General features: G+C 57.7%; 25 protein-coding genes. 14 read left to right on the top strand and 11 right to left on the bottom strand.

What is annotated here, in order from left to right; all coding sequences use genetic code 11:
- Positions 1-40: 40 nt before the first annotated feature.
- The 6 genes from rlmB (at position 41) to dnaB (ending at position 4,507) form a co-directional block, all read left to right on the top strand.
- Positions 41-772, top strand: a complete 732-nt coding sequence (rlmB, locus tag AC5DB9_RS04185; RefSeq protein WP_022958451.1) for a 23S rRNA (guanosine(2251)-2'-O)-methyltransferase RlmB — start codon at positions 41-43, stop codon at positions 770-772.
- Positions 773-919: 147 nt separating this feature from the next.
- On the top strand, positions 920-1,354 hold the full coding sequence (rpsF, locus tag AC5DB9_RS04180) for a 30S ribosomal protein S6 (RefSeq protein ID WP_022958450.1): 435 nt from the start codon (positions 920-922) through the stop codon (positions 1,352-1,354).
- A gap of 26 nt (positions 1,355-1,380) precedes the next feature.
- Complete coding sequence (gene rpsR, locus AC5DB9_RS04175; protein WP_022958449.1) at positions 1,381-1,608, top strand: 30S ribosomal protein S18; 228 nt, start codon at positions 1,381-1,383, stop codon at positions 1,606-1,608.
- Positions 1,609-1,647: 39 nt separating this feature from the next.
- Entirely contained in the window at positions 1,648-2,466 is an 819-nt protein-coding gene (locus tag AC5DB9_RS04170; RefSeq protein ID WP_084495348.1) for a hypothetical protein, read from the top strand.
- 33 nt (positions 2,467-2,499) lie between these two features.
- Positions 2,500-2,946, top strand: a complete 447-nt coding sequence (rplI, locus tag AC5DB9_RS04165) for a 50S ribosomal protein L9 (RefSeq protein WP_022958447.1) — start codon at positions 2,500-2,502, stop codon at positions 2,944-2,946.
- Positions 2,947-3,106: 160 nt separating this feature from the next.
- The gene (dnaB, locus tag AC5DB9_RS04160) at positions 3,107-4,507 is read left to right on the top strand and encodes a replicative DNA helicase (RefSeq protein WP_022958446.1); all 1,401 of its coding nucleotides are present in this window, start codon (positions 3,107-3,109) and stop codon (positions 4,505-4,507) included.
- Here the strand turns inward: dnaB and tatC are convergent.
- From tatC to AC5DB9_RS04110, 10 genes are all read right to left on the bottom strand, one after another.
- Positions 4,501-5,253, bottom strand: a complete 753-nt coding sequence (gene tatC / locus AC5DB9_RS04155; RefSeq protein WP_272993536.1) for a twin-arginine translocase subunit TatC — start codon at positions 5,251-5,253, stop codon at positions 4,501-4,503. The two genes, dnaB and tatC, sit on opposite strands and share 7 nt — an antisense overlap.
- Positions 5,250-5,660 (bottom strand): Sec-independent protein translocase protein TatB, encoded by a 411-nt coding sequence (gene tatB / locus AC5DB9_RS04150; protein WP_022958444.1) that lies wholly within the window; start codon positions 5,658-5,660, stop codon positions 5,250-5,252. The genes tatC and tatB overlap by 4 nt, the downstream gene beginning before the upstream one ends.
- A 3-nt stretch (positions 5,661-5,663) precedes the next feature.
- The gene (gene tatA, locus AC5DB9_RS04145; protein ID WP_022958443.1) at positions 5,664-5,894 is read right to left on the bottom strand and encodes a Sec-independent protein translocase subunit TatA; all 231 of its coding nucleotides are present in this window, start codon (positions 5,892-5,894) and stop codon (positions 5,664-5,666) included.
- Between the two features lie 10 nt (positions 5,895-5,904).
- Positions 5,905-6,252 (bottom strand): phosphoribosyl-ATP diphosphatase, encoded by a 348-nt coding sequence (locus AC5DB9_RS04140; RefSeq protein WP_272993539.1) that lies wholly within the window; start codon positions 6,250-6,252, stop codon positions 5,905-5,907.
- A gap of 4 nt (positions 6,253-6,256) precedes the next feature.
- The gene (gene hisI, locus AC5DB9_RS04135) at positions 6,257-6,658 is read right to left on the bottom strand and encodes a phosphoribosyl-AMP cyclohydrolase (protein WP_022958441.1); all 402 of its coding nucleotides are present in this window, start codon (positions 6,656-6,658) and stop codon (positions 6,257-6,259) included.
- Between the two features lie 38 nt (positions 6,659-6,696).
- Positions 6,697-8,325, bottom strand: a complete 1,629-nt coding sequence (ubiB, locus tag AC5DB9_RS04130) for a ubiquinone biosynthesis regulatory protein kinase UbiB (RefSeq protein WP_272993541.1) — start codon at positions 8,323-8,325, stop codon at positions 6,697-6,699.
- Positions 8,326-8,339: 14 nt separating this feature from the next.
- Entirely contained in the window at positions 8,340-8,969 is a 630-nt protein-coding gene (locus AC5DB9_RS04125; RefSeq protein WP_272993543.1) for a ubiquinone biosynthesis accessory factor UbiJ, read from the bottom strand.
- On the bottom strand, positions 8,966-9,715 hold the full coding sequence (gene ubiE, locus AC5DB9_RS04120; protein ID WP_272993545.1) for a bifunctional demethylmenaquinone methyltransferase/2-methoxy-6-polyprenyl-1,4-benzoquinol methylase UbiE: 750 nt from the start codon (positions 9,713-9,715) through the stop codon (positions 8,966-8,968). The genes AC5DB9_RS04125 and ubiE overlap by 4 nt, the downstream gene beginning before the upstream one ends.
- An 86-nt stretch (positions 9,716-9,801) precedes the next feature.
- Complete coding sequence (locus tag AC5DB9_RS04115; RefSeq protein WP_272993547.1) at positions 9,802-10,374, bottom strand: replication protein P; 573 nt, start codon at positions 10,372-10,374, stop codon at positions 9,802-9,804.
- A gap of 10 nt (positions 10,375-10,384) precedes the next feature.
- Complete coding sequence (locus tag AC5DB9_RS04110; RefSeq protein ID WP_028968224.1) at positions 10,385-11,518, bottom strand: DnaT-like ssDNA-binding domain-containing protein; 1,134 nt, start codon at positions 11,516-11,518, stop codon at positions 10,385-10,387.
- A 78-nt stretch (positions 11,519-11,596) separates the two neighbouring features.
- Here AC5DB9_RS04110 and radA point away from each other — a divergent pair, with 78 nt between their 5' ends.
- Positions 11,597-12,961: a DNA repair protein RadA gene (gene radA / locus AC5DB9_RS04105; protein WP_022958436.1), complete on the top strand. Its 1,365-nt coding sequence runs from the start codon at positions 11,597-11,599 to the stop codon at positions 12,959-12,961.
- Positions 12,962-12,988: 27 nt separating this feature from the next.
- Here the strand turns inward: radA and AC5DB9_RS04100 are convergent, their stop codons facing one another.
- Positions 12,989-15,442 (bottom strand): penicillin-binding protein 1A, encoded by a 2,454-nt coding sequence (locus AC5DB9_RS04100; RefSeq protein WP_273009045.1) that lies wholly within the window; start codon positions 15,440-15,442, stop codon positions 12,989-12,991.
- Positions 15,443-15,611: 169 nt separating this feature from the next.
- Between AC5DB9_RS04100 and AC5DB9_RS04095 the strand changes: the two genes are divergently transcribed.
- From AC5DB9_RS04095 to aroB, 7 genes are read left to right on the top strand one after another with little or no spacing between them, the layout of a single operon-like run.
- A complete protein-coding gene (locus tag AC5DB9_RS04095; protein ID WP_022958434.1) occupies positions 15,612-16,679 on the top strand; it encodes a pilus assembly protein PilM in 1,068 nt (355 codons plus the stop codon).
- The gene (locus AC5DB9_RS04090) at positions 16,679-17,239 is read left to right on the top strand and encodes a PilN domain-containing protein (protein WP_272993555.1); all 561 of its coding nucleotides are present in this window, start codon (positions 16,679-16,681) and stop codon (positions 17,237-17,239) included. Before AC5DB9_RS04095 ends, AC5DB9_RS04090 begins: the two co-directional genes overlap by 1 nt.
- A 9-nt stretch (positions 17,240-17,248) precedes the next feature.
- The gene (locus AC5DB9_RS04085) at positions 17,249-17,866 is read left to right on the top strand and encodes a type IV pilus inner membrane component PilO (RefSeq protein ID WP_272993557.1); all 618 of its coding nucleotides are present in this window, start codon (positions 17,249-17,251) and stop codon (positions 17,864-17,866) included.
- Positions 17,866-18,387, top strand: a complete 522-nt coding sequence (locus AC5DB9_RS04080; RefSeq protein WP_272993559.1) for a pilus assembly protein PilP — start codon at positions 17,866-17,868, stop codon at positions 18,385-18,387. The genes AC5DB9_RS04085 and AC5DB9_RS04080 overlap by 1 nt, the downstream gene beginning before the upstream one ends.
- Positions 18,388-18,410: 23 nt before the next feature.
- Positions 18,411-20,588: a type IV pilus secretin PilQ gene (locus AC5DB9_RS04075; protein WP_286855400.1), complete on the top strand. Its 2,178-nt coding sequence runs from the start codon at positions 18,411-18,413 to the stop codon at positions 20,586-20,588.
- Positions 20,589-20,595: 7 nt separating this feature from the next.
- Positions 20,596-21,126 carry a shikimate kinase AroK gene (gene aroK, locus AC5DB9_RS04070; RefSeq protein WP_022958429.1) on the top strand — a complete coding sequence of 177 codons (531 nt, stop codon included), beginning with the start codon at positions 20,596-20,598 and terminating at the stop codon, positions 21,124-21,126.
- A gap of 56 nt (positions 21,127-21,182) precedes the next feature.
- Positions 21,183-22,271 (top strand): 3-dehydroquinate synthase, encoded by a 1,089-nt coding sequence (gene aroB / locus AC5DB9_RS04065; RefSeq protein ID WP_272993563.1) that lies wholly within the window; start codon positions 21,183-21,185, stop codon positions 22,269-22,271.
- The last annotated feature ends 27 nt before the right edge of the window (positions 22,272-22,298 follow it).

The following is a 22,298-nucleotide window of genomic DNA, read 5'->3' as shown; positions in this document are numbered from 1 at the left end:
GCCGCGTTCGCCAGCGGGCTTGATAATACGGAAGCAAAGAGTGAAAGAAACGATTTTTGGTCTGCATGCGGTGCAGACCGCGCTTCAGCGACGCCCCGAAAGCGTTGAATCGCTGATGGTTATGGAGGGGCGCCGTGATAAGCGTCTGGCAGCGGTGCTGGCGCTGGCCGAGCAGCGGGGTATCCCGGTGCGAGAGTGCCACCGCAAGGAGCTGGATGACCGGGTTGATGGCCGCCATCAGGGTGTTATTGCGTTAGCGGAAGCGCCGCGTCAGTTGGGTGAAAAAGCCCTGCCGGAGCTTGTCGCTGCGGCAGGGAAAGATGCTCTGCTGCTGGTGCTGGATGGTGTGACCGATCCTCACAACCTCGGAGCTTGTCTGCGCAGTGCCGATGCTGCGGGGGTGACCGCGGTGATTGCACCTCGCGATAACTCGGCCAGCTTGAATCCAACGGTGCGCAAGGTCGCTTGCGGTGCGGCTGAAGCCGTGCCCTTTATTCAGGTCACGAATCTGGCTCGCAGCTTGCGTCAGCTCCAAGAGGCAGGAGTATGGACTATCGGGCTGGCTGGCGAAGCAGAGCAGTCTTTGTACGAATGCGATCTGCGCGGGCCGGTGGCGTTGATCATGGGGGCTGAGGGTGCGGGCATGCGTCGCCTGACGCGCGAGTGCTGTGATTATCTGGCCAATTTGCCGATGGCTGGAGAAGTGAGCAGCCTGAACGTGTCGGTCGCGACCGGGGTCTGTTTGTTCGAGGCCGTGCGCCAGCGCCGCTGATCTGATTAAAAAATGCACGAATGGCTTGCATCCAGCGGGCCGCTTGCCTAAAATCCGCGCTCTTGTTTTAACGGTAAGCCCGCCTTTTGGCGAGTTTGCCCTCCTTGCCACACCTTAAAGGGTGGCTTAACCCGTAAGGAGCATACAATGCGTCACTACGAAATCGTGTTCCTGGTCCACCCGGATCAGAGCGAGCAAGTACCGGGTATGGTCGAGCGCTATACTCAGGCCATCGAAAAAGACGGCGGTAAAGTTCACCGTCTGGAAGACTGGGGCCGTCGTCAACTGGCTTACCCCATCAACAAAATCCACAAAGCTCATTACGTGCTGATCAACGCTGAAGCCAGCGCTGAAGCGATCGACGAGCTGACCACTAACTTCCGTTACAACGACGCCGTACTGCGTAACCTCATTATCCGCCAGGATGAAGCTGTGACTGAAGAGTCGCCGATCATGAAGGCAGAGAAAGAGAGCCGTGAGCGTCGCAGCCGCAGCGAGCAGCGCACCGAGCGCCGCGAAGAGCAGCAGCCCAAAGACAACGCTGAAGCAGCCGAAGAAACGGCTGAAAACAGCGCTGAATAATTGCGGATTGAGTGAGGAATTAGAAAATGGCACGTTTTTTCCGTCGTCGTAAGTTCTGCCGCTTTACTGCGGAAGGTGTTAAGCAGATCGATTACAAAGATCTGGACACCCTGAAAGCCTACATTTCAGAAACTGGCAAAATTGTTCCCAGCCGCATCACTGGAACCAATGCCAAGTACCAGCGCCAGCTGGCGACTGCCATCAAGCGCGCGCGCTTCCTGGCTCTGCTGCCGTACACCGACAGCCATAAATAAGCTGATCGCTTAGCCATGCGCCCCCTTGCAGAATTCATTATGAAAGGGCGCCTCCAAGCAGTTGCGGTCGCTGCTCTGGGGATTGGCACCTTGATGTTTGCCTGGGTGGGGGCTGCCGCTGCCGCTCTGGTAACCCTGAGAAAGGGACTGACCGAAGGCGCTTTTGTCGTGATGTGGGCGCTGCTGCCGGCCACCGCCGTATTGGTTTACGGCCAGGATGTTGGCCCGCTTTGCATGTTGCTGGTCACCGCCTTGGCGGCCTGGGTATTGCGCAATACGCGTTCTTGGGCCAATGCAATGGCGGCCGCTGTGGCGGGGGGAATGGCCTCCGCTGCGGTGCTTAACCGCTTCGGACAGGACTATCTCAGCGGTATTCTTGAGGTGGTTCAGCCCATGCTGGATCAGCTGCAGGCACAGTCAAATGGCAGCCTGCCGCAGATTTTGACCGGCGATATCGCCGCGGTAATTGGCAGCAGCACGGTGTTGTGGAGTGTGTTGGCCTTAATGCTGGCGCGCTGGTGGCAAGCCATGCTGTACAACCCCGGTGGCTTCCGCGACGAGATGTGGTCGCTGCGGTTGCCGGCGGGTATCACGGTGTTACTGGTTGCCGGGATGTTGTTGGTCAGCCAGTCCGGTGAGGTTTACCGCTTTTGGGGGGTAATGTGTCTGTTGCCCTTTATTGCCTGCGGTTTATCGCTGCTGCACGGAGTGGTCGGACGGTACAAGCTGGGGCGCACGTGGTTGGTAGTGTTTTATATCGCGCTGTTGTTAATCGGCCCGCTTTGGGCGGTGTTGATACTGACAGCGATTGTGGATAGTTGGATTGATATCAGAAGGCGTTTGCCGACGGCCGGATAGGCCCGGCAAGCGCACATGAAGAGGGTTAGAACCATGCAAGTGATTCTGCTTGAGAAAATTGGCAAGCTGGGTGATCTGGGCGACCAGGTCAATGTTAAGTCCGGCTACGGCCGTAACTTCCTGATTCCTTTCGGTAAGGCTGTGCCTGCAACCGACGCCAACGTGGCGGAGTTTGAAGCACGTCGCGCTGAGCTGGAAGCCGCTGCCGCTGAGAAGCGTGCAGAAGCTGAAGCTCGCGCTGCCAAGCTGGCGGAAGTTGCCGTGACCATCGAGGCGAATGCCGGTGAAGGTGGCAAACTGTTCGGCTCTATCGGTACTCGCGACATTGCTGATGCAGTGAGCGCGGCCGGTGTGGAGATCAACAAGAGCGAAGTGCGTATGCCCGAAGGTCCGATTCGAGAAATCGGCAGCTTCGAAATCGCAATTCAGCTGCACAGCGACGTTATTCAAAACGTTGCACTGACTGTCGTTGCCGAGTAATTGGCGGGCGACCTTGGTCGCCACAGTCTGACTATTTGCAAGCGCAGCGGCCTGCCGCTGTGCTGTGGCTGAAAGGCGCGCCGGGCCAACGGGCTCTGCGCGTTTTTTTTTGCTCTGAAGTTTGCCACAATGGCCGACCCGGTAATCTGCGAGTATTCCCGTGCAAGCTGACGCCTACCCCGATTCGCCACCCGAGTTTGACGAGGGTGACTTCGCCAAGCTGAAACTGCCGCCCCATTCTCTTGAGGCGGAGCAGTCGGTGCTGGGCGGGCTGATGATCGCCAGCGAGGTATGGGACTCCGTCGCCGACATGGTGGGCGAGGGCGATTTCTTCCGCCCGGAGCACCGTCGTATTTTCGCCTGCATGACACATTTGGTTGCCCAAGAGCAGCCGATTGATGTGGTTACGCTGGCGGAGACGCTGGCGCGCAACGGGGAGCTGGATGAAGTCGGTGGTACCGCCTATCTGGCAGAAATCGCCAGCAATACCCCCTCTGTTGCCAATATTCGCGCCTATGCCCAGGCCGTGCGCGAGCGCGCGATCTTCCGCTCGCTGATTGCGGCAGCGAACTCGATTGCCGATACCAGCTTTAACCCTGAAGGACGCAGCAGCGACGAAGTGCTGGATGAAGCCGAACGGCGCATCATGCAGATCGCCGAGGAGCGACCGAAGAGTGGGGGGCTGGAGCCGATCAATCCGCTGCTCAAGCAGGCGGTGGACAAGATTGATGAGCTGTTCAACAACGACGAAGCCATTACGGGTCTGAGTACGGGCTTTGAAAAACTCGACGAAATGACCTCGGGCTTGCAGAAGTCGGATCTGGTCATCGTTGCTGCCCGTCCGTCGATGGGTAAGACCACCTTCGCCATGAACCTGGTTGAAAATGCTTTGCTGCGCTACGAGCAGCCGATTCTGGTGTTCAGTATGGAGATGCCCGCCAGCCAGTTGATGATGCGGATGCTGTCCTCAGTGGGCAAAATTGACCAGACGCGGGTGCGCAGCGGCAAGCTGGAAGAAGAGGACTGGCCCAAGCTCAGCGCTGCGGTCAGCAAGTTGAAAGACCGTCCGCTATATATTGACGACACCCCTGCGCTGACGCCGACGGAAGTGCGCTCAAGAGCGCGCAAGGTACTGCGCGAGCACGGTAGTATCGGCATGATCATGCTCGATTATCTGCAGTTGATGCAGGTCGCCGGACGCAGTGGCGAAGGTCGGACGGCGGAAATTTCCGAGATTTCCCGCTCATTGAAAGGTATCGCGAAAGAATTCGAATGCCCGGTGGTCGCCCTTTCGCAGCTGAACCGTGCGCTGGAGCAACGGCCGAACAAGCGTCCGGTCAATTCAGACCTGCGGGAGTCCGGTGCGATTGAGCAGGACGCCGACGTCATCATGTTTATCTACCGCGACGAGGTCTACAACGAGGAAACTCAGGACAAGGGCGTGGCGGAAATCATCATTGGTAAGCAGCGGAACGGGCCCATTGGCACCGCCCGCCTGGGCTTTATCGGCAAGTTTACCCGCTTCGAAAACCTCGCTTTCAACGACTACGAAGATTACTGATCTTCGGTCTTCTTGCGGCCGTTTTCCGTAAAGCGGCCAAAGAAAATTCCCACCTCAAACAGCAGCCACATCGGCAGGGCCAGCAGCATCTGCGAGATGACGTCGGGTGGCGTCAGCAGCATCCCGAACACAAAGCATACGACAATGACGTGGGGGCGCTTTTCGCGCAGTTTTTCGGGGCTGACGACGCCGGCGCTGATCAGCAATACTGTCGCAATGGGGATCTCAAAGGCGATGCCAAAGGCCATAAATAGCTTCAGTGCGGTATCGAGAAAGCGTGAGATATCCGGGGTATAGGCAACGCCCTCGGGGGCAATGCTGCTAAAAAAGCCAAAGACCAGCGGAAACACCACCACATAGGCAAAGGCCAGTCCGAGATAGAACAGCATGACGCTGGAGATCAGCAGGGGCGCAGCGAGTCGCTTTTCGTGACGGTACATGCCCGGCGAGATAAATGCCCAGATTTGATGGAGTATTATCGGGATGGCCAGGCAGATAGCGGACACGAGCACCAGTTTGAAGGGGGCCAAAAATGTTGAGGCGACTTCGGTGGCGATCATGCCGCTGCCTTCAGGCAGATACTGTTGCAGTGGCTTGGCCACAAAGGCGTAAATTTCCGACGAGAACGGCATGAGGGCCAGGGCGCAAATCAGTACCGCCAGCACTACGCGCAGCAGGCGATCACGCAACTCAGTCAGGTGGGCAACCAGGGGTTGACCCTGATCAGTATCGGCATCGAGACTCATGAGGGCTTACTGCTACTCTCTTCCGAAGGAGTGTCACTCGGTGGGGTATCCGAATCAGGAAGCGCGTCGGAGGGGGCGGCTTCTTCCTCTTGGTTGGGCGTGTCGCTTGATGGGCTGAGCCGCTGTTCCAGAAGGCGAAGCTCATCACTGGCGGCGTTCAGATTGCCTTGAAGCTTGTCTTTGCTCTCGTTCAGCGAGGCCATCACCGATTCATTATGGAGCTGGCGCCGGATTTCGTCGGCGCCGATTTCCCGTTCGATTTCCTGCTTCATGCTGGAGAAGCTACGGCGCAGGCGCCCCAGCCAGAGGCTGGTCGTGCGAATAGCGCTGGGCAGGCGTTCCGGGCCGATCACCAGCAGGCCGACAACGGCTATCAGCAGCAGTTCAGCGAAACCGATATCGAACATGGATTAGCGAGACTCGTTCTTTTGCTGCGTGTCGGCTTCGGTCTTTTCGCCTTCCGCGCTTTCCTGCTGCTCGATATTCTTGGCCTTGTCTTCACCGTCCAGGCTGTCTTTGAAGCCTTTGACGGCACCGCCGAGGTCGCTGCCGATGTTCTTCAGTTTCTTTGTGCCGAACAGCAGCACAACGATTGCGAGAATGATCAGCAGTTGCCAGATACTAATTCCACCAAGTCCCATGACATTTCCTCTATGTGTTGTTCTTGTTGCGTTGCGCTTTCTCTTCGTGGCCGGAAAGCCCGAAGCGGCGCGCTAATTCGTTGATGACATCGCGATGGTCTGCGCCGAGCTGCTGCAACATTACCATGCTGTGAAACCACAGGTCTGCGGTTTCGTAAATGACGTCGGCCAGCTCGCCGCTGTGTTCAGCATCTTTGGCAGCAAGAACCGTTTCCACGGCTTCTTCGCCGACTTTTTCCAGAATCTTGTTCAGCCCTTTATGGTACAGGCTGGCGACATAAGAGCTGTCTGCGTCAGCGTTTTTGCGCTCGGCGAGGACGGCGTCCAGTTGCTCTAGCAGGGCGGAAGAATTACTCATACGATCACTTGCTGTAAATACTGGCGGGGTCTTTGATAACGGCTTCCCGCGTTTGCCACTGGCCATCCTGCAGGCCGCGATAAAAACAGCTTTGGCGCCCGGTGTGGCAGGCGATGTCGCCGATCTGCTCGACCTGCAGCAGCAGCGCGTCGCCATCGCAGTCCAGTGCAATGTCATGCAGGGTCTGCACATGGCCGGAACTCTCGCCTTTGCGCCACAGAGCCTGGCGAGAGCGAGACCAGTAGACGGCACGGCCCTCGGCAACGCTCAGCTGCAGGGATTCCGGGTTCATCCAGGCCATCATCAATACGCGGCCGCTGTGCACATCCTGCGCAATGGCGGCCACCAAGCCGTCGTTATTCCACTTTACTTCGTCCAGCCACTGCACGTCTGCGGGCGAGGTCATGATTCTATCCCTTAGCGTTGAGGGGTGCTTACTTTACCTCAGCGGGCGCGAATAAAAAAATACAATGCGACGACAGCGAGAGCGATACTGCCGGCGGGCAGTTGAGTGAGGCTTTGTTGGGCCGCCGGGCTGGCGGCGACATAGGCGGCGCCGATGGCGAATAAGCCCAAGCCCAGGTTGCGATGGCGGCGTTGCCGTTGCTGGCTCTCCTGCTCGACCTGCTGCAACTGCAGGCGCAGTAATTCGTTTTCGCTGCTATGGGGAGAAGGACGCTCCAGCAGCGTTTCCGGAAGTTGCGGCAGTTGTTCCAGCCAGCCTGGAAGTCGATGGCTGACGCGCTTGAGCATGGTCTGGGGCGAATAGCGATCACGTATCCAGCGCTCCAGAAAGGGCATGGCAGTCGACCACAGGTCGAGTTGCGGATAGAGCTGGCGCCCCAGTCCTTCAATATTCAGCAGGGTCTTCTGCAGCAGTACCAGCGATGGCTGTACTTCCATGTCAAAGCGGCGCGCGGTCTGGAACAGGTAAATCAGCAATTGCCCAAAGGAGATGTCGGCCAGAGGCTTCTCAAAAATCGGTTCGCTGACACTGCGAATGGCGGCTTCAAATTCGTGCACTTTGGTGGTGGGGGGCACCCAGCCGCATTCAACGTGCAACTCTGCCACCTCGCGGTAGTTACGCTGAAAGATGGCGAGCAGGTTGCGGGCCAGATAGTACTGGTCGAAATCGCTGAGGCTGCCGATGATGGCGCAGTCGATAGCGATGTACTGGGGCGAATTGGGCCGCCCCTCGGCCACAAAAATATTCCCCGGGTGCATGTCGGCGTGGAAAAAGCTGTCGCGGAATACCTGGGTGAAGAAGATTTCCACCCCGCGTTCAGCGAGCTTTTTCATGTCGGTGCCCTGAGCTTTCAGGGTTTCGACGTCGGTGACGGGGATGCCATGAATGCGCTCAATCACCAGTACATTGCGGCGCGTATAGTCCCAGTGCACCTCGGGAACGTAGAGGATATCTGAGTTGGCAAAGTTACGGCGCAGTTGCGAGGTATTGGCGCCTTCGCGTTGCAGGTCAAGCTCGTCGTAGATGGTGTGACGGTAGTCTTCTACCACTTCTTCGGGGCGGAGGCGTCGGCCATCAGGCAGGTGGCGCTTCACCAGACGTGCGATGCTCTGCATCAGCCGGACGTCTTCGCCGATGGTGCGCTCAATGCCCGGGCGAACCACCTTGACGACCACGTCTTGCCCGGTTTTCAGCGTGGCGCAGTGGACCTGAGCAATCGAGGCGGAAGCCAGGGCCTCGCGCTGGAAGTTATCGAACAGCTCGTCGACACCTTGCCCCAGTGCCTTTTCGATGACGCCGACGGCCACGGTGCTGGGGAATGGGGGGACGCGGTCCTGCAAATGGGCCAGTTCGTCTGCGATATCGGGGGGCAGCAGGTCGCGGCGAGTAGACAGCAGCTGACCAAACTTGATGAAGATTGGGCCAAGGGATTCCAGCGCCAGCCGCAGCCGCTCCCCCCGGCTGAGCGAGGGTGTGGGGAACAGGCGCCAAGGCCCCAGCCTGGCCAGCAGGCGCGCCCGCCAAGGTAGCTGCTCGATCGGTATGAGCTGATCCAGGCGATAGCGGCAGATAATCATCAGAATGGCGAGCAGCCGTCGCAGGCCCATAGTGTGATCCTTGTTTATTGCGGCCGCTGGCACTTCTGTCGCAGGCGCCGGATACGGGCTTCCAGGCGTTCGCTGCGGGCGTTGAGCTCATCGATATCGCGGTAAAAGGCTTCCGCCTGTATGGGGTGGGGCAACAAGCGGCTTTCTTCGAGCAAAAAATCGCCGAGCTGGCGGCGCAGATTGCGGCCAGTGTTTTGCAGCCATTTCTGACCGGCGCGCAGGCCGCGTCCTATCTGATGGGCCGCCACATCGCCGAAGGCGTCAGCCAGCGGTTGCTCCCAGTCCAGCTCAAGTTCTGATAGCAATTTTCGCAGCGCCAGCAACGGCGCGGTATCGCCGCTGACCTGAATATCGCCATTGATTAGCGCGGCGGCAGGGTCGCTGGCGGTAGCGACGGCGGCGAATTCGCTCCACCGGCCACGCAGGGCGGTGCTGGGGTTTTCCGGTGGGGTCAGCATCAGACGCAGGCGGTCGCCCGCGACGCTTAGCCCAAGGTTCAAATCGGGTTCCTGCAAGTGCAGGGCGAAGCACTCACCATCCAGCTCAAGCAGGCGTGCGGCGCTGCGCGGGTCGAGGCGCAGCGCACGGTTCACACTGTCCTCCAGCCCGGCTAACGCGGCGCTGCTGAGCATGGGGGGAATCACGGCTTCACGCCCCGGTGCACGGCCACGATGCCGCCCGTCATGTTGTGGTAGCGAACCTCAGTGAAGCCGGCTTCTTCCATCATGCCTTTGAGCGTGTCCTGATCGGGGTGCATGCGAATACTCTCGGCGAGGTAGCGGTAGCTCTCGGCATCGTTGGTGATCAGTTGCCCCATACGGGGCAGCACGTCGAAGGAGTAGCGATCATAGACCTTACTCAGCAATTCGCTTTTGGGTTTGGAGAACTCCAGTACCAGCAGTCGGCCGCCGGGCTTGAGCACTCTTAGCATGGAGCGCAGCGCGGCGTCTTTGTCGGTGACGTTGCGCAGCCCGAAGGCGATGGTGATGCAGTCAAAGCTGTTGTCAGGGAAGGGCAGGCACTCGGCGTTGGCCTGCACGTACTCGATGTTGCCGACGATGCCCTGGTTGGTCAGCTTCTCGCGGCCCACTTGCAGCATGGAATCGTTAATGTCGGCCAGTACAACCTTGCCTTCGGGGCCGACAATGCGGCTGAATTTGGCGGCGAGGTCGCCGGTGCCGCCGGCGATGTCGAGGACGGCATTGCCGCTGCGCACGCCTGACAGTTCGATGGTGAAGCGTTTCCACAAACGGTGGATGCCGCCCGACATCAGGTCGTTCATCAGGTCGTATTTGCCCGCGACGGAGTGGAATACGCCGGCAACCATTTTGACTTTGTCTTTCTGGTCGACGGTTTTGAAGCCGAAATGGGTGGTTTTATTGTCTGCCATAGTGCGTTCCACGGGGCTGAATTGGGGTTGTTTGTTCGGGGCTGCGCTATTGTATCCGCTGTTGCCGCCCGCTGCACGGCTGTGTATCAGATATCCAGTTTGCTGCGCAGCTCCCGCATACGGCGGCGTTGCTCTTCGGCGGGCAGTGGCTTGGGGTCGGGCTTGGGAAGGGCTTCGGGCTGCGGCGGGGCCAACGCTTCGCCTTCGCGCACCCGCTCGCACAGGGCGAGGTAGTGGCGGCGAAAAATGGGGAAGGCCTGCTGTTCGGTGTTGTTGGCCAGGAAATACCAGTCGCTCTGCTTGCCCGCGTGATAGACCGCCGGGTGCGACCAGTGCTGTCCATTCTTGGGTGAGGCTGCGCGGCAAGCTTCCACGTAGGCACTGTGGGCGTCGGGCAGGCCAAGCGCGGTATCGTCGGGTTCGCAGTATTTCAGAATGCCCTTGATCGTTGGCAGGAATTCGGACTCGCGAATGGCGCGGTGACAGGCGGCGGTAATCTGTTCTGGCGGAATATGGCAGAGGTTGCTGAACCACAGTTTTTTGGCGTAGGACAGCTTTTCTGCGGTGGCGAAGGCCTTGTTGTACTGGTTGTGGTAGACCAGCTCAAACTCCGCGAACATGCGGTTAATGGCGTCAATGACGGCATCTTTGTCAGGCATGGGGCGTTGCTCAGAGCCCGTCTGCCCAGCTGCGGTCGGTGTGTTTGGCGATGAAGCCAGTTGCTGCTTGGCCTGCTCCAGGAGCTTGTTGCTGTCGCGCATCGTGTTTGTCCAGTTGGTGACTGTGTGCCCAGCGGTATTTTACATGCTGCAGGAATTTTGTATTCCAGGAGCGCTGCGGCTGGCCGCTGTCGCGCCAGTAGAGAATAAATTCGGGAATTTGGCGGCGGGCAAAATCGGTGTCGATCTTGGCCATTTGCAGAATTTCAAACACCTCGGGACTGGGTTGCCATTGCGAGCTGATCGGCACAAAGGCCTGCTCGTGGCTGACCGCATTGGTGTAGCGCGCCCACTGCAGGCGAATATGCTGCAAAAAACGCGAGTTCCAGTTGCTATCAGCGGTGCCGCGTTCCCGCCAATAGAGAATGAATTCCGGCAGGGCGTCTTCAATAAAGTGCTGGCTGATACCGTCGCGCAGCAGAATTTCCCAGGCGTCCTGGCTGGGTCGCCAGTCGTTGTCGAGTACCTGCTCCCGGGCCTGTTCAATTTCCTGATACTGCTGTTTTTTCCAGCGACGGCTGACAAACTGGCTGAAGGTGCTGCTCCAGGAACTTCGTGCCTCGCCGCTCTCGCGGTAGTGGGCAATAAACTCCGGCAGGCAGGCGTCAATAAAGGTCGAAGGAATGCGGCTGAAGCGCTGCAAATATTCCAGTGCGGCCGGGTCGGGCTGCCAGTCGGCGCTGATACATTGTTTGCCGGGAACGGGGCTGCTGGCGCGCGATGGTGCTGTTGCCGGAGGCGATGCCGGGGCTTGTTGTGCAGATGTTGACGGCGCGGCTTCGCGTCCTGGAAAGGCCAATCGCAGATTGCGGGCGTTGCTGATCAGGGCGCTGCCGATAATAATGAGCCCCTGATCATGGAGCTGCTGGAATATCCGGTCGATGTCTCTGGGCTGCCAGAAAGGCAGCTGTGCCTGTAGGCGCTCTCGGTCAAGCAGATACCAGTCTTGCCCCTGGCGGGGGCGGGCTTCAAGCAGGGGTTGCCATTCGATCAGCAGTTGATACAGCAGCGCGCACTCCAGCCCAATGGTTGCGGCCAGGGTGGGGGAGACAAGTAGCGGTCTTTCGAGCAGTGGCGCCGACATTAAACAGAATCCTCGCTTGGCAGAGCATTGTACGGGCTTGCCGCCCGGTCTGTCAGCAGCGCAGTGGAGTGAGGCCGTATGGCAAAAAGTAAAATCGCCTATGTTTGCAACGACTGTGGTTCCGACCATAGCAAGTGGCAGGGCCAGTGCCAGGATTGTGGCGCATGGAATACCTTGGTAGAAGTTCGGCTGGGGGCGTCGCCAAGCAGTGGGTCGGGAGCCGCTCGCAAACAGGGCTATGCCGGGGCTGTGGGAGAGTTGCAGGCGCTGGCGTCGGTGCAAATCGAAGATCTACCCCGAATTGCCAGCGGCTTTGCCGAGCTGGACCGGGTGCTGGGTGGTGGCTACGTCCCGGGCTCGGCGGTGCTGCTGGGCGGGCATCCGGGGGCGGGGAAAAGTACCTTGCTGCTTCAGGTCCTCTGCCAGTTAGCTGCCGATCGGCGTTGCCTGTATGTGACGGGTGAGGAGTCGCTGCAACAGGTGGCGATGCGAGCGAGGCGTCTCGGGCTGCAAGCGGATGATCTGCAGCTGTATTCGGAGACCAGTCTTGAGGCGATTCTGGCTCAGGCGGCCCGTTACCAACCCGCGCTGATGGTTGTGGATTCGATTCAGGTCCTGCACAGCGAGCAAGTCAGTTCGGCTCCAGGCAGCGTCTCGCAGGTGCGCGAATGCGCCGCGGCGTTGACCCGCTTTGCCAAACAGAGCAATACCGTGCTGATTATGGTGGGGCATGTGACCAAGGACGGCGCACTTGCCGGGCCCAAGGTGCTGGAACATATCATCGACTGTTCAATCATGTTTGAAGGCGGCAGTGACAGCCGTTATCGGACTCTGCGCGGCCATAAAAACCGCTTTGGCGCGGTGAATGAGCTGGGTGTCTTCGCGATGACAGAGCAGGGCTTGAAGGAAGTCCGTAATCCCTCGGCGATTTTTCTTAACCGCAGTGATGTGCAGGCGTCGGGCAGTGTGGTGATGGTGGTCTGGGAGGGCACGCGTCCGCTGCTGGTGGAAATTCAGGCGCTGGTGGACGAGAGTAATTACGGTAATCCGCGTCGCGTCGCGGTGGGTATGGAGCAGAACCGGCTGGCCATGCTGCTGGCGGTGTTGCATCGCCACGGCGGCTTGCAGCTCGGTGATCAGGATGTGTTCGTGAACGTGGTCGGTGGCGTGAAAGTGCTGGAAACTGGTGCCGATCTGGCGCTGCTGTTTGCCATTGTGTCGAGCTTTCGTGACCGGCCACTGCCGGATGATCTGGTGGTGTTTGGCGAAGTGGGGCTGTCGGGCGAGATTCGCCCGGTGCCGAGTGGTCAGGAGCGCCTGCAGGAGGCCCGGAAGCACGGTTTTACCCGGGCGATTGTGCCCAAGGGCAATGCGCCCCGCAGTGATATGGGGATGAGCGTGATTGCCGTGAGCACCTTGGCTGAAGCCATTGAGGCGCTGTAGGGCGCCTCGATATTTAGCGTCGATCTGTCAGAACAGTTCGATAACGTCCCCATCGGCACTGTCATAGGGGCCGATGGTGCTGCCGCCATTACTGACTTCACTGGGCGCGCGATCGATGCGGAAGTATTCAAAAATGGCGTCGCTCTGCCCCGGCGCGGCCAGCTTGCCAGTCTCTGGGTCGATGCGGACCGAGATAATGCCGTCGGGCTGCTTCAGGTGGCGCTCTGCGCGGTCTTTTAATGCCGCGCTCATATAATCCACCCAGATCGGCAGGGCGACCGAGCCGCCGTATTCGCTGCGGCCCAGTTTTTGGTTCTGGTCGAAACCCACCCAGGCTGAGGTCACTACGCCGCTGCTGTAGCCGGAAAACCAGGCGTCGGTGGGGCCGTTGGTGGTGCCGGTTTTGCCCGCCGCGTCGCTGCGGCCCAGCTTGCGGGCTTTCACCCCGGTGCCGCGTGTTATCACATCTTTCAAAATACTGTCGATCAGAAAGGTCACTTCTTCGTCGACTACGCGCTCCGCTTTGCGGGCGGGGGCAGTAAGATCGTCGATGTCGAGATCATCCAGGGATTCGGCTTCGTCAAAGGCGCTCATTGCGAGGTCTTCTTCGTTGCATTCATGGCAAACGATAACGGGGTCTGCGCGGTAGAGCGTGTTGCCGTCCCGGTCGATAATCTGCTCGATCAGGTAGGGTGAAACTTTGTAACCGCCATTGGCGAACACGGCGTAACCGGTGACCACATCCAGCGGTGTTAGCGAGTGGCTGCCCAGTGCGAGCGACAGGTCGCGGGGGAGTTTGCTGCTGTCGAAGCCGAAGCGCGAAACGTAGTCGATGGCGTAGTTGATGCCCATCTCGCGAAGCAGGCGGATGGATACCAAGTTGCGAGACAGGTACAGCGCTTTGCGCAATCGCATCGGGCCGTTGAACTGACCATTGGAGTTACTGGGGCGCCAGGTTCCGCCTAGTGAGGCGTCGTCGAAGACGATCGGCGCGTCATTGATGATGCTGGCCGCTGTGAAGCCCTTGTCGAGGGCGGCGGTATAGATGAAGGGCTTGAATGCCGATCCGGGCTGGCGGGCGGCTTGGGTGACGCGGTTGAAGGAGCTGCGCTGGTAGCTGTAGCCGCCGACTAAGCTGAGAATGGCACCCGAGTCGGCATCCAGCGAGACCAGTGCGCCCTGAATGTCGGGGATTTGAGAGAACTGCCAGCGGCGGGGTGACTCACCCATGCGCAGGCGAATAAGGTCTCCCGCTGCGATCAGTTCGCCAACAGTTTCTGCTTCGTAGGTGTGGCGATCTTCATTGATGTAGCGCACGGTGCCTGCAAAGCCCTGCTCCCACTCCAGTGTGGTTTGGTCGCCGGTGGCGAGCATGACGACGGCGCGCTTGTCCTCAATGCTCAACACCAGTGCCGGGTGCCAGGGGCCGACACTGCCGACATCCTGCAGTTTTTTGCGCAAGCTTTCTTTGGCGACATCGTCGAGCTGGGTGGGGATTTTCCACTGCTGTTCGGGGCCGCGGTAGCCGTGGCGCTGGTCGTACTCCACAACACCATTGAGCACGGCCGTTTTGGCGGCGGATTGCAGGCGGCTATCGACGGTGGTGATCACGCTAAAGCCTGCCTCGTAGGCATCCCGTCCATAGCGGCGAAGCATTTCGGTGCGGACCATTTCCGCAACGTACGCGGCGTTGAGATCCAGCTGGGTGCCGTGCTGGCGAGCGGTAAGCGGCTGGCTAATGGCAACCTGATAGTCCACGTCGTCAATGTAGTCGAGGGTGTGCATGCGGCGCAAAATCCAGTCTCGGCGGATATGGGCGCGTTCAGGGTTGGCAATGGGATTATAGGCTGAGGGAGCCTTGGGCAGTCCGGCAATCATTGCCATCTGGGCCAGGTTTAACTCTTTGATCGACTTGCCATAGTAGGTCTGAGCCGCGGCCTCGATACCGTAGGAGTGGTTGCCAAGGAAGATTTTATTCAGGTACAGCTCAAGGATATCGCCCTTGCTGAGTTGGCGCTCTATCTCAATAGCGAGAAAGATCTCCGTAAATTTACGGGTAAACGTACGCTCCTGACTTAGGAAATAATTCTTGGCAACCTGCATGGTGATGGTGGAGCCGCCGCTTTGGATGCTTCCGGTGGTCACCAGTTGGGAGGCAGCGCGAAGCAGGCCGGTTACGTCAACGCCTCGGTGTTGGTAAAAACGGTCATCTTCAGCAGCCAGGAAGGCGTCGATAAAGGTTTGTGGTACTTCGACTATGCTGATGGGGGAGCGGCGTTTTTCGCCGAATTCGCCGATCAGCTTGCCGTCGCGGCTGTAGATGCGCAACGGCGTCTGGAGTTGGACGTCGCGCAATTGTTCGACTTCGGGAAGGCGAGGGGCGATGTACAGGAAGGCCGCGCAAAATACCATGACGGCGCCGCTGGCGGCGATGAGTGCCAGCAGTCCGAAAAACCTGAAAAGAGAGAGTGTGCGAGCCATAATTTCCCAGTTATGCCAAATAGCGTTACGAATGCGCGACTAGGATACCGAAATCTGTGAAATTATCGGGGTATTTTTTTCATAACTATTTGCGCAATGGTATACACTGGTATTTAATCTTCCATGTAAAAACTCGCGCTAAGTCCACGATGTAAATAGGAAAATAATAGTGCTAGATGGCTTGTTTGGTGGTCCAAAATCCCGCAGCCTGCTAGGCGTCGATATCAGTTCAAGTGCTGTGAAAGTGCTCGAGCTGAGTCGCAGTGGCGACAAGTTTCGCGTGGAAAGCTATGCGGTGATGTCTTTGCCGCCGCAATCCGTCGTGGAAAAGAACCTGGTAGAGGTCGAGGCCGTCGGCGAGACGATCAAGGCGGTGCATGCCCGCTCCCGCAGCAAGGTGAATAAGGCGGCTGCGGCAGTGCCGGGGTCTGCGGTTATCACGAAAATACTGCGTATGCCGGCGGACATGAATGACAACGCCATGGAGACGCAGATCTCTCTCGAGGCAGACCAATACATTCCCTACCCCCTTGATGAAGTCGCCTTGGACTTCGAGGTCATGGGCGTTGCAGAGGACTCCTCCGATCAGGCAGAGGTCATGTTGGTGGCCTGTCGCCGGGATAACGTCGATAGTCGGGTGGAAGCTCTGGAAATCGGCGGCCTTGAGCCTAAGGTCATGGATGTCGAGGCCTATGCGGTAGAGCGCAGTTTTGAGTTAATGGCCGGGCAGTTGGGTTGCGACGAGAATACGGTGGTGGCCATCGTCGATATTGGGGCCAGCATGACGTCGCTCAGCGTGATTGTGAATAATGAGACCGTGTATACGCGAGATCAGTTATTCGGTGGTCGGCAGCTGACCGAAGAGATTCAGCGGCGTTACGGTTTAAGCGCTGAAGAAGCGGGCCTTGCCAAGAAGCAAGGGGGGCTATCCGATGACTATGACAGCGAAGTTTTAGCTCCGTTCAAAGAGGCGGTCATTCAGCAAGTGTCTCGCTCGCTCCAATTTTTCTTCTCGGCCAGCCAGTACAGTGAGGTGGATATGATCCTCCTGGCTGGCGGTGTGGCCGCTATGCAGGGCTTGGCGGAGTTGGTGGAAGAGCGCTTGAGTGTGAATACTGTCGTCGCCAACCCCTTCGCGAATATGGCAATTGCCTCCGGGGTGGATGCCATGCGTTTAAGCAATGATGCACCTGCCATGCTGATTGCCTGTGGTCTTGCGCTGAGGAGTTTTGACTGATGGCCAATATCAACCTCCTCCCCTGGCGTGAAGCCCGGCGTCAGCAGATTCAGAAACAGTTTCTCGTTGTGCTCGGCGGCGTTGTTGTGCTGGCGGTGCTCATGGTCATGTTGGCAATGAGTATCGTGAACGGTGCGATCAGTAATCAGGAAGGGCGAAATCATTATCTTCAGGGGCATATCCGCACGATCAATAAAGAGGTTGCCGAGATTCAGGACCTGGAGACCCGCCGTCAACAACTACTGGATCGCATGAATATTATTCAGAGCCTTCAGGGGACTCGCCCGCTGATTGTGCGTGTTTTCGATGAGATGGTGCGTACTTTGCCGGATGGCTTGTTCTTTACATCAGTGGTTCGCTCTGGTGACAGGATTGATGTGGAAGGTATCGCTGAGTCGAACAACCGGGTATCTAGCCTGATGCGAAAGCTGGACGCCTCGGATTGGTTTTCTGAGCCGAACCTGACGGCTGTCAAAGCCGCAGAGCAATACGGCGAGCAAGCCAGTAACTTTAAGCTGAGCTTCCGCATCAGCGCACCGTCGCCCGAGAGCGAAAAGTAGGAGATGGCTGTGGCTTGGCAAGAGTGGCTGGACGAAGTCAAACAGTTTGATTTTAACGACCTCAACGAGGGCAATATCGGCGCCTGGCCGGTGCTGGTTCGTGCGGCGTTGTGGGCAATTGCCTTTGCAGTGGTGCTGGCGGTGGGCTATTTCTACGTGATTGCCGACTTGCGGAAGGAGTTGGCGGCTGCCGAGGTCAAAGAGATTCAGCTTAAAAGTGAATTTGAGAAAAAAGCGTTTAAGGCCGCAAAGTTAGAGCCGCTCAAGAAGCAAATGGCGGAAATGGAGGAGAGTTTCGGTATTCTGCTGGGACAACTGCCTGCAGACACCGAGGTGCCGGGACTGTTGGAAGATATGACGGAAAAGGCTATCGACAACGGTTTGGAAATTTCCAGCATCAAATTGCAGCCTGAGCGCGCTCAGGAGTTCTATATTGAATTGCCCATCGCCATTGAGGTCGAGGGGACTTACCACGACTTGGCGGCGTTTGTGAGTGGCATTGCGAGCCTGCCGCGAATTGTGACGTTGCACGATTACAAAATTAAAAGCAGCAAAGACCTGGCTAGCCAGCAGATGTCTATTACAGCCAAAACCTACCGCTACAAAGAAGTAGAGGGAGGTTCCTGATGAAGCGTGTTTTGCTGCCCCTTCTCTGTTTGGCTGCGGTAGCTTGTAGTGGTAGTGGCCGCTACGCTGACCTCGATGCGTTCATTGCTGAGAAGCGTTCGTCGCCGAGCGGAACAATTGCGCCGATTCCCGCGCTCAAGGCTTACCGGGCCTTCACGTATACGGCTTCAGGGCTGCGCAGTCCGTTTACCAAGCCTGTTGACGTCCAGGAGATAGCCAGGTTGGAGGCGTCATCTTCAGTGAAGCCCGATATGAACAGGGAGAGGGAGTATCTGGAGTCATTCTCCATCGATTCTCTGAAGATGGTGGGAACGGTGAAACTGAACAATGTGCTTTGGGCGTTGATTAAAGCGCCGGACGGAGCTGTCCATCGTGTGCGGGAGCGCAATTACATAGGCCGGAATCACGGCAAAATTATTGACGTTGGCGACAACCATGTGTCGGTTGTCGAGATTGTTTCCACGGGTGGAGAGGGTTGGGTTGAGCGCCCCCGCTCGCTGGAGCTGAGCAGCGGCAAGTAAGAATTTGAGAGGCGGAGAGATAAATGAATACCCCCATGCGTAAGCCCCTTCTGGCGGCCTGGCGCCGTCACTGCAGAGCAGTGTTGACGCGCAGCCTGCTGTTAGCCGGATCGCTGCTTCTCTCTTTGGCGGCTCGGGCCAGCACCCTGACCAATGTGGAATTCAACGCTCTCGAGGGTGGTCGTTTTGAAGCGAGGCTCCAGTTTGAGGGGGTGCCGCCGGACGTCAAAGGGTACAGTATTGAAAAACCGGCGCGTATCGCGCTGGACTTGGTCGGGGTTGAAAACAAGCTCAGTCAGAAAAAGTTTCCGCTATCCTACGATAATGCGAGTAGCGCGATAGTAGTGGAAGGGCAGGGGCGCACCCGGGTGGTGCTGAATCTCGTGCGCTTGGCGAGCTATGAAACCCGCATCGAGGGCAACGAGCTCGTTGTTGCGGTTGGCGGTGGTGGCAGTAAGGCCTACCTAAAAGAGAAATACAACAACCCTGTCCTGTCAATGGCCGACAACAAGGCTGTGCCGACGGGCAACCGAATTACAGACTTGGATTTCCGTCGCGGTGACAAGGGGGAGGGGCGCCTGCTGATCAAGCTGGCTGACGATAAGGCTGATATCAATGTGTTTGTTGAGGGGCCGCGCATCAAAATCGATTTTGCCGATGTTGCGCTGCCCAAAAGCCTTCAGCGCAAGTTTGATGTGGCGGATTTTGCAACCCCGGTGAAAATGATCAATGCGCGTATGGGTGAAAGCGGCGCAAAACTTTCGCTGGAGGCCAGCGGTGAATATGATTATCTGGCTTACCAGACGGATACTGAGTATGTAGTCAGCGTCAAGCCTCTCACTCGAGAAGAGGTCGAGGAGCGCCGCAAGGAGTTTACCTATGTCGGCGAAAAGCTCTCGCTGAACTTTCAGGACATTGAGGTGCGCTCGGTATTGCAATTGATCGCGGATTTTACTGAGCTGAACTTGGTGGCCAGTGATACCGTGAAGGGCAATATCACGCTGCGATTGCAGAACGTACCCTGGGATCAGGCGCTTGATCTAGTGCTCAAGACCAAGGGCTTGGATAAGCGTCAGGTTGGCAATGTGTTGATGGTGGCGCCAGCCGCGGAGATTGCAGAGCGGGAGCGTCAGCAGATTGAGGCTCAGAAGCAGGTTGAAGAGCTGGCTCCGCTGCAGAGTGAATATATTCGTATCCGCTATGCCGATGCTTCTGAATTGTTCAAATTGTTCAAGCCTAAGGGCAGTAGCGGTAGTGACGGGCAGGGCGCAACCAAGAGTATTCTTTCTCCGCGCGGCAGTGTCATTGTTGATGAGCGCACCAATTCCCTTCTGATTACCGAGACGGCTGAGCGTCTGGAGGAGTTCCGGCGGCTCGTTGCGCTGATTGATGTGCCGGTGCGTCAGGTGCAAATAGAAGCGCGAATTGTGCGGGCCTCTTCTGATTTTGATCGCCAGTTGGGTGTGCGCTGGGGTGGAGCTTACGTCAAGCAGAATGGTAACGAGATATTTTCGGTCAATGGTGACCTTGAGAGCGATCAGGCCACGCAGTCGAATTACCTGAGTGCGTTGGCTGCCGGCTCCAGTACCTATACGGCGGTGCCGGGCTTGGTGACTGATTTGGGGGTTAGTGGCGCAGCCGGCAGTTTTGCGCTCGGTTATATTGGCTCTGATGTGTTGCTGAACCTTGAACTCTCTGCGTTGGAGTCGAAAGGGCGCGGAGAGATTGTGTCGCAGCCCCGGGTCGTGACTGGTGACAAAGAGCCGGCGATTATCAAGTCGGGTACAGAAATCCCTTACCCCGAGAGTTCTGCCAACGGTAAAACTACCATTTCCTTCAAGGAAGCGGTGCTGAAGCTGGATGTGACGCCGATTATCACACCCGATGACCGCATCATTATGGACTTGATTATTAATCAAGATACAGTTGGTGAGCTGGTTATTGCTACCGGGCTTGGTGGGCAGGTGCCGACCATTGATACCACTGAGCTACAAACACGTGTGCTTGTCAGCAATGGCGAAACCGTGGTGCTGGGTGGTGTGTACGATCAGGTGGACATTGAAAGCGAGAGTAAGGTGCCGCTGCTGGGCGATATTCCTTTTATTGGGCACCTGTTCAAGAGCACCAATGTGACGCGCGAGAAGCAGGAAACATTGATTTTTATCACCCCACGCATTCTTGCGGACAGCCTGATAGATTGATGGGGCAATGCGAAACAACGATTTAATTTATCTGGTCGGGCCGATGGGCGCGGGAAAAAGCACCATCGGCCGCCTGCTTGCAGATACTCTCCGCCTTGAATTTCACGATGTCGATCGCGAGATCGAAGAGCGCAGTGGTGTTGATATCCCCTGGATATTTGATATGGAAGGGGAGCAAGGCTTCCGGGATCGCGAAGCCTTGATGTTGCAGTCACTGAGTGAAGTGGGTGGCGCGGTTGTATCTACTGGTGGTGGCGCAGTGTTGCGCGATGAAAACCGCAGGCTGATGGCGGAGAAAGGTCGGGTTGTCTACCTGTGCACTTCCGTTGAGGAGCAAATCCGCCGCACAGCGAAAGATCGCAAGCGTCCGCTCTTGCAACAAGGCAATCCCGAAGAGACGCTGCGCCGCCTCATGGCTGAGCGAGAGCCTCTTTATCTCGAGCTGGCGGACTATCGTATTGCGACGGACCACCGCAGCCCCAAATCTGTGGTGCAGGATTTGGTCAGCCAGTTACGCAGCGACGGTCTGACTGCGTAACTGTTATACTGGGCCGCTCGGCCCTACTTCCCAAGTACTCACGTCGGACACACATCATGAAAGAGCTCCAGGTCAGCCTGGGTGAGCGCAGCTACCCGATTTTTATTGGTCGCGATCTTCTTGGCGCGAGTGCCCCCGCATGGCAATCCTTTGTGCGAGGGCACCAGGCTTGTATTGTCAGCAATGATCGCGTTGCACCGCTGTACCTCGATCGGGTTAGGGCCGGACTAGGCGATAAGCAGCTTGCCGAGGTGATCTTGCCTGATGGTGAATCTCACAAGACCTTGGAGGTCGCTTCACGGGTGTTCGACACCCTGCTGGAGAAGAATCATAACCGCAGCACCACTCTGATTGCCTTGGGTGGCGGTGTTGTGGGTGATATGTGTGGCTTTGCGGCGGCCTGCTACCAGCGCGGCGTAGCGTTTGTTCAGTTGCCCACCACGTTGCTGGCAATGGTGGATTCATCCGTTGGCGGTAAAACTGGCGTAAACCACCCGCTCGGGAAAAATATGATCGGTGCGTTTCATCAGCCGGCCTGTGTTCTGGCGGACCTGAGCTTGCTGGATACTCTGCCGCGCCGAGAGTATGCGGCAGGCGTCGCAGAAGTCATCAAATACGGACTGATTTGCGATGCGCCGTTTTTTGAATGGTTGGAAAATAACGTCGATGCGCTGATGGCGCGTGACGGCGATGTTCTGGCGGAGGCTGTGTATCGTTCCTGCGTCAACAAGGCGAAAGTGGTTGCTGAGGACGAGAGAGAGGGTGGGCGTCGCGCTATCCTTAACTTGGGGCACACCTTTGGGCATGCCATTGAAACCGCTGAGGGCTACGGCAGTTGGTTGCATGGTGAGGCGGTAGCAGCCGGTATGTCCCTGGCGCTGGCGCTGTCGGTCGAGCTGGGGTGGTTGGATGAAAGCATCTGGAAACGAGCAGATGTGCTGATGCAGCGCGCCGGCCTGCCTCTTGTGCCGCCGCCAAGCATGAATGTGGACCAATTCCTGCAACTGATGGGGCGGGACAAAAAAGTGATCGATGGGCGGTTGCGCCTAGTGTTGCTGGAGGGGCTTGGGCAGGCGGTCGTCAGTGACCAGGCGTCAGTTGAGCAGATCTCTAAGGTACTGATTTCTGCCGGCATCACCGCATAAATTGCTTAAAGTTTGAGCGGAAACTGC

Source organism: Spongiibacter sp. (genome assembly GCF_984394615.1).
The sequence above is the reverse complement of the archived record's forward strand: the minus strand, read 5'-3'. Positions and strand labels throughout refer to the sequence as shown.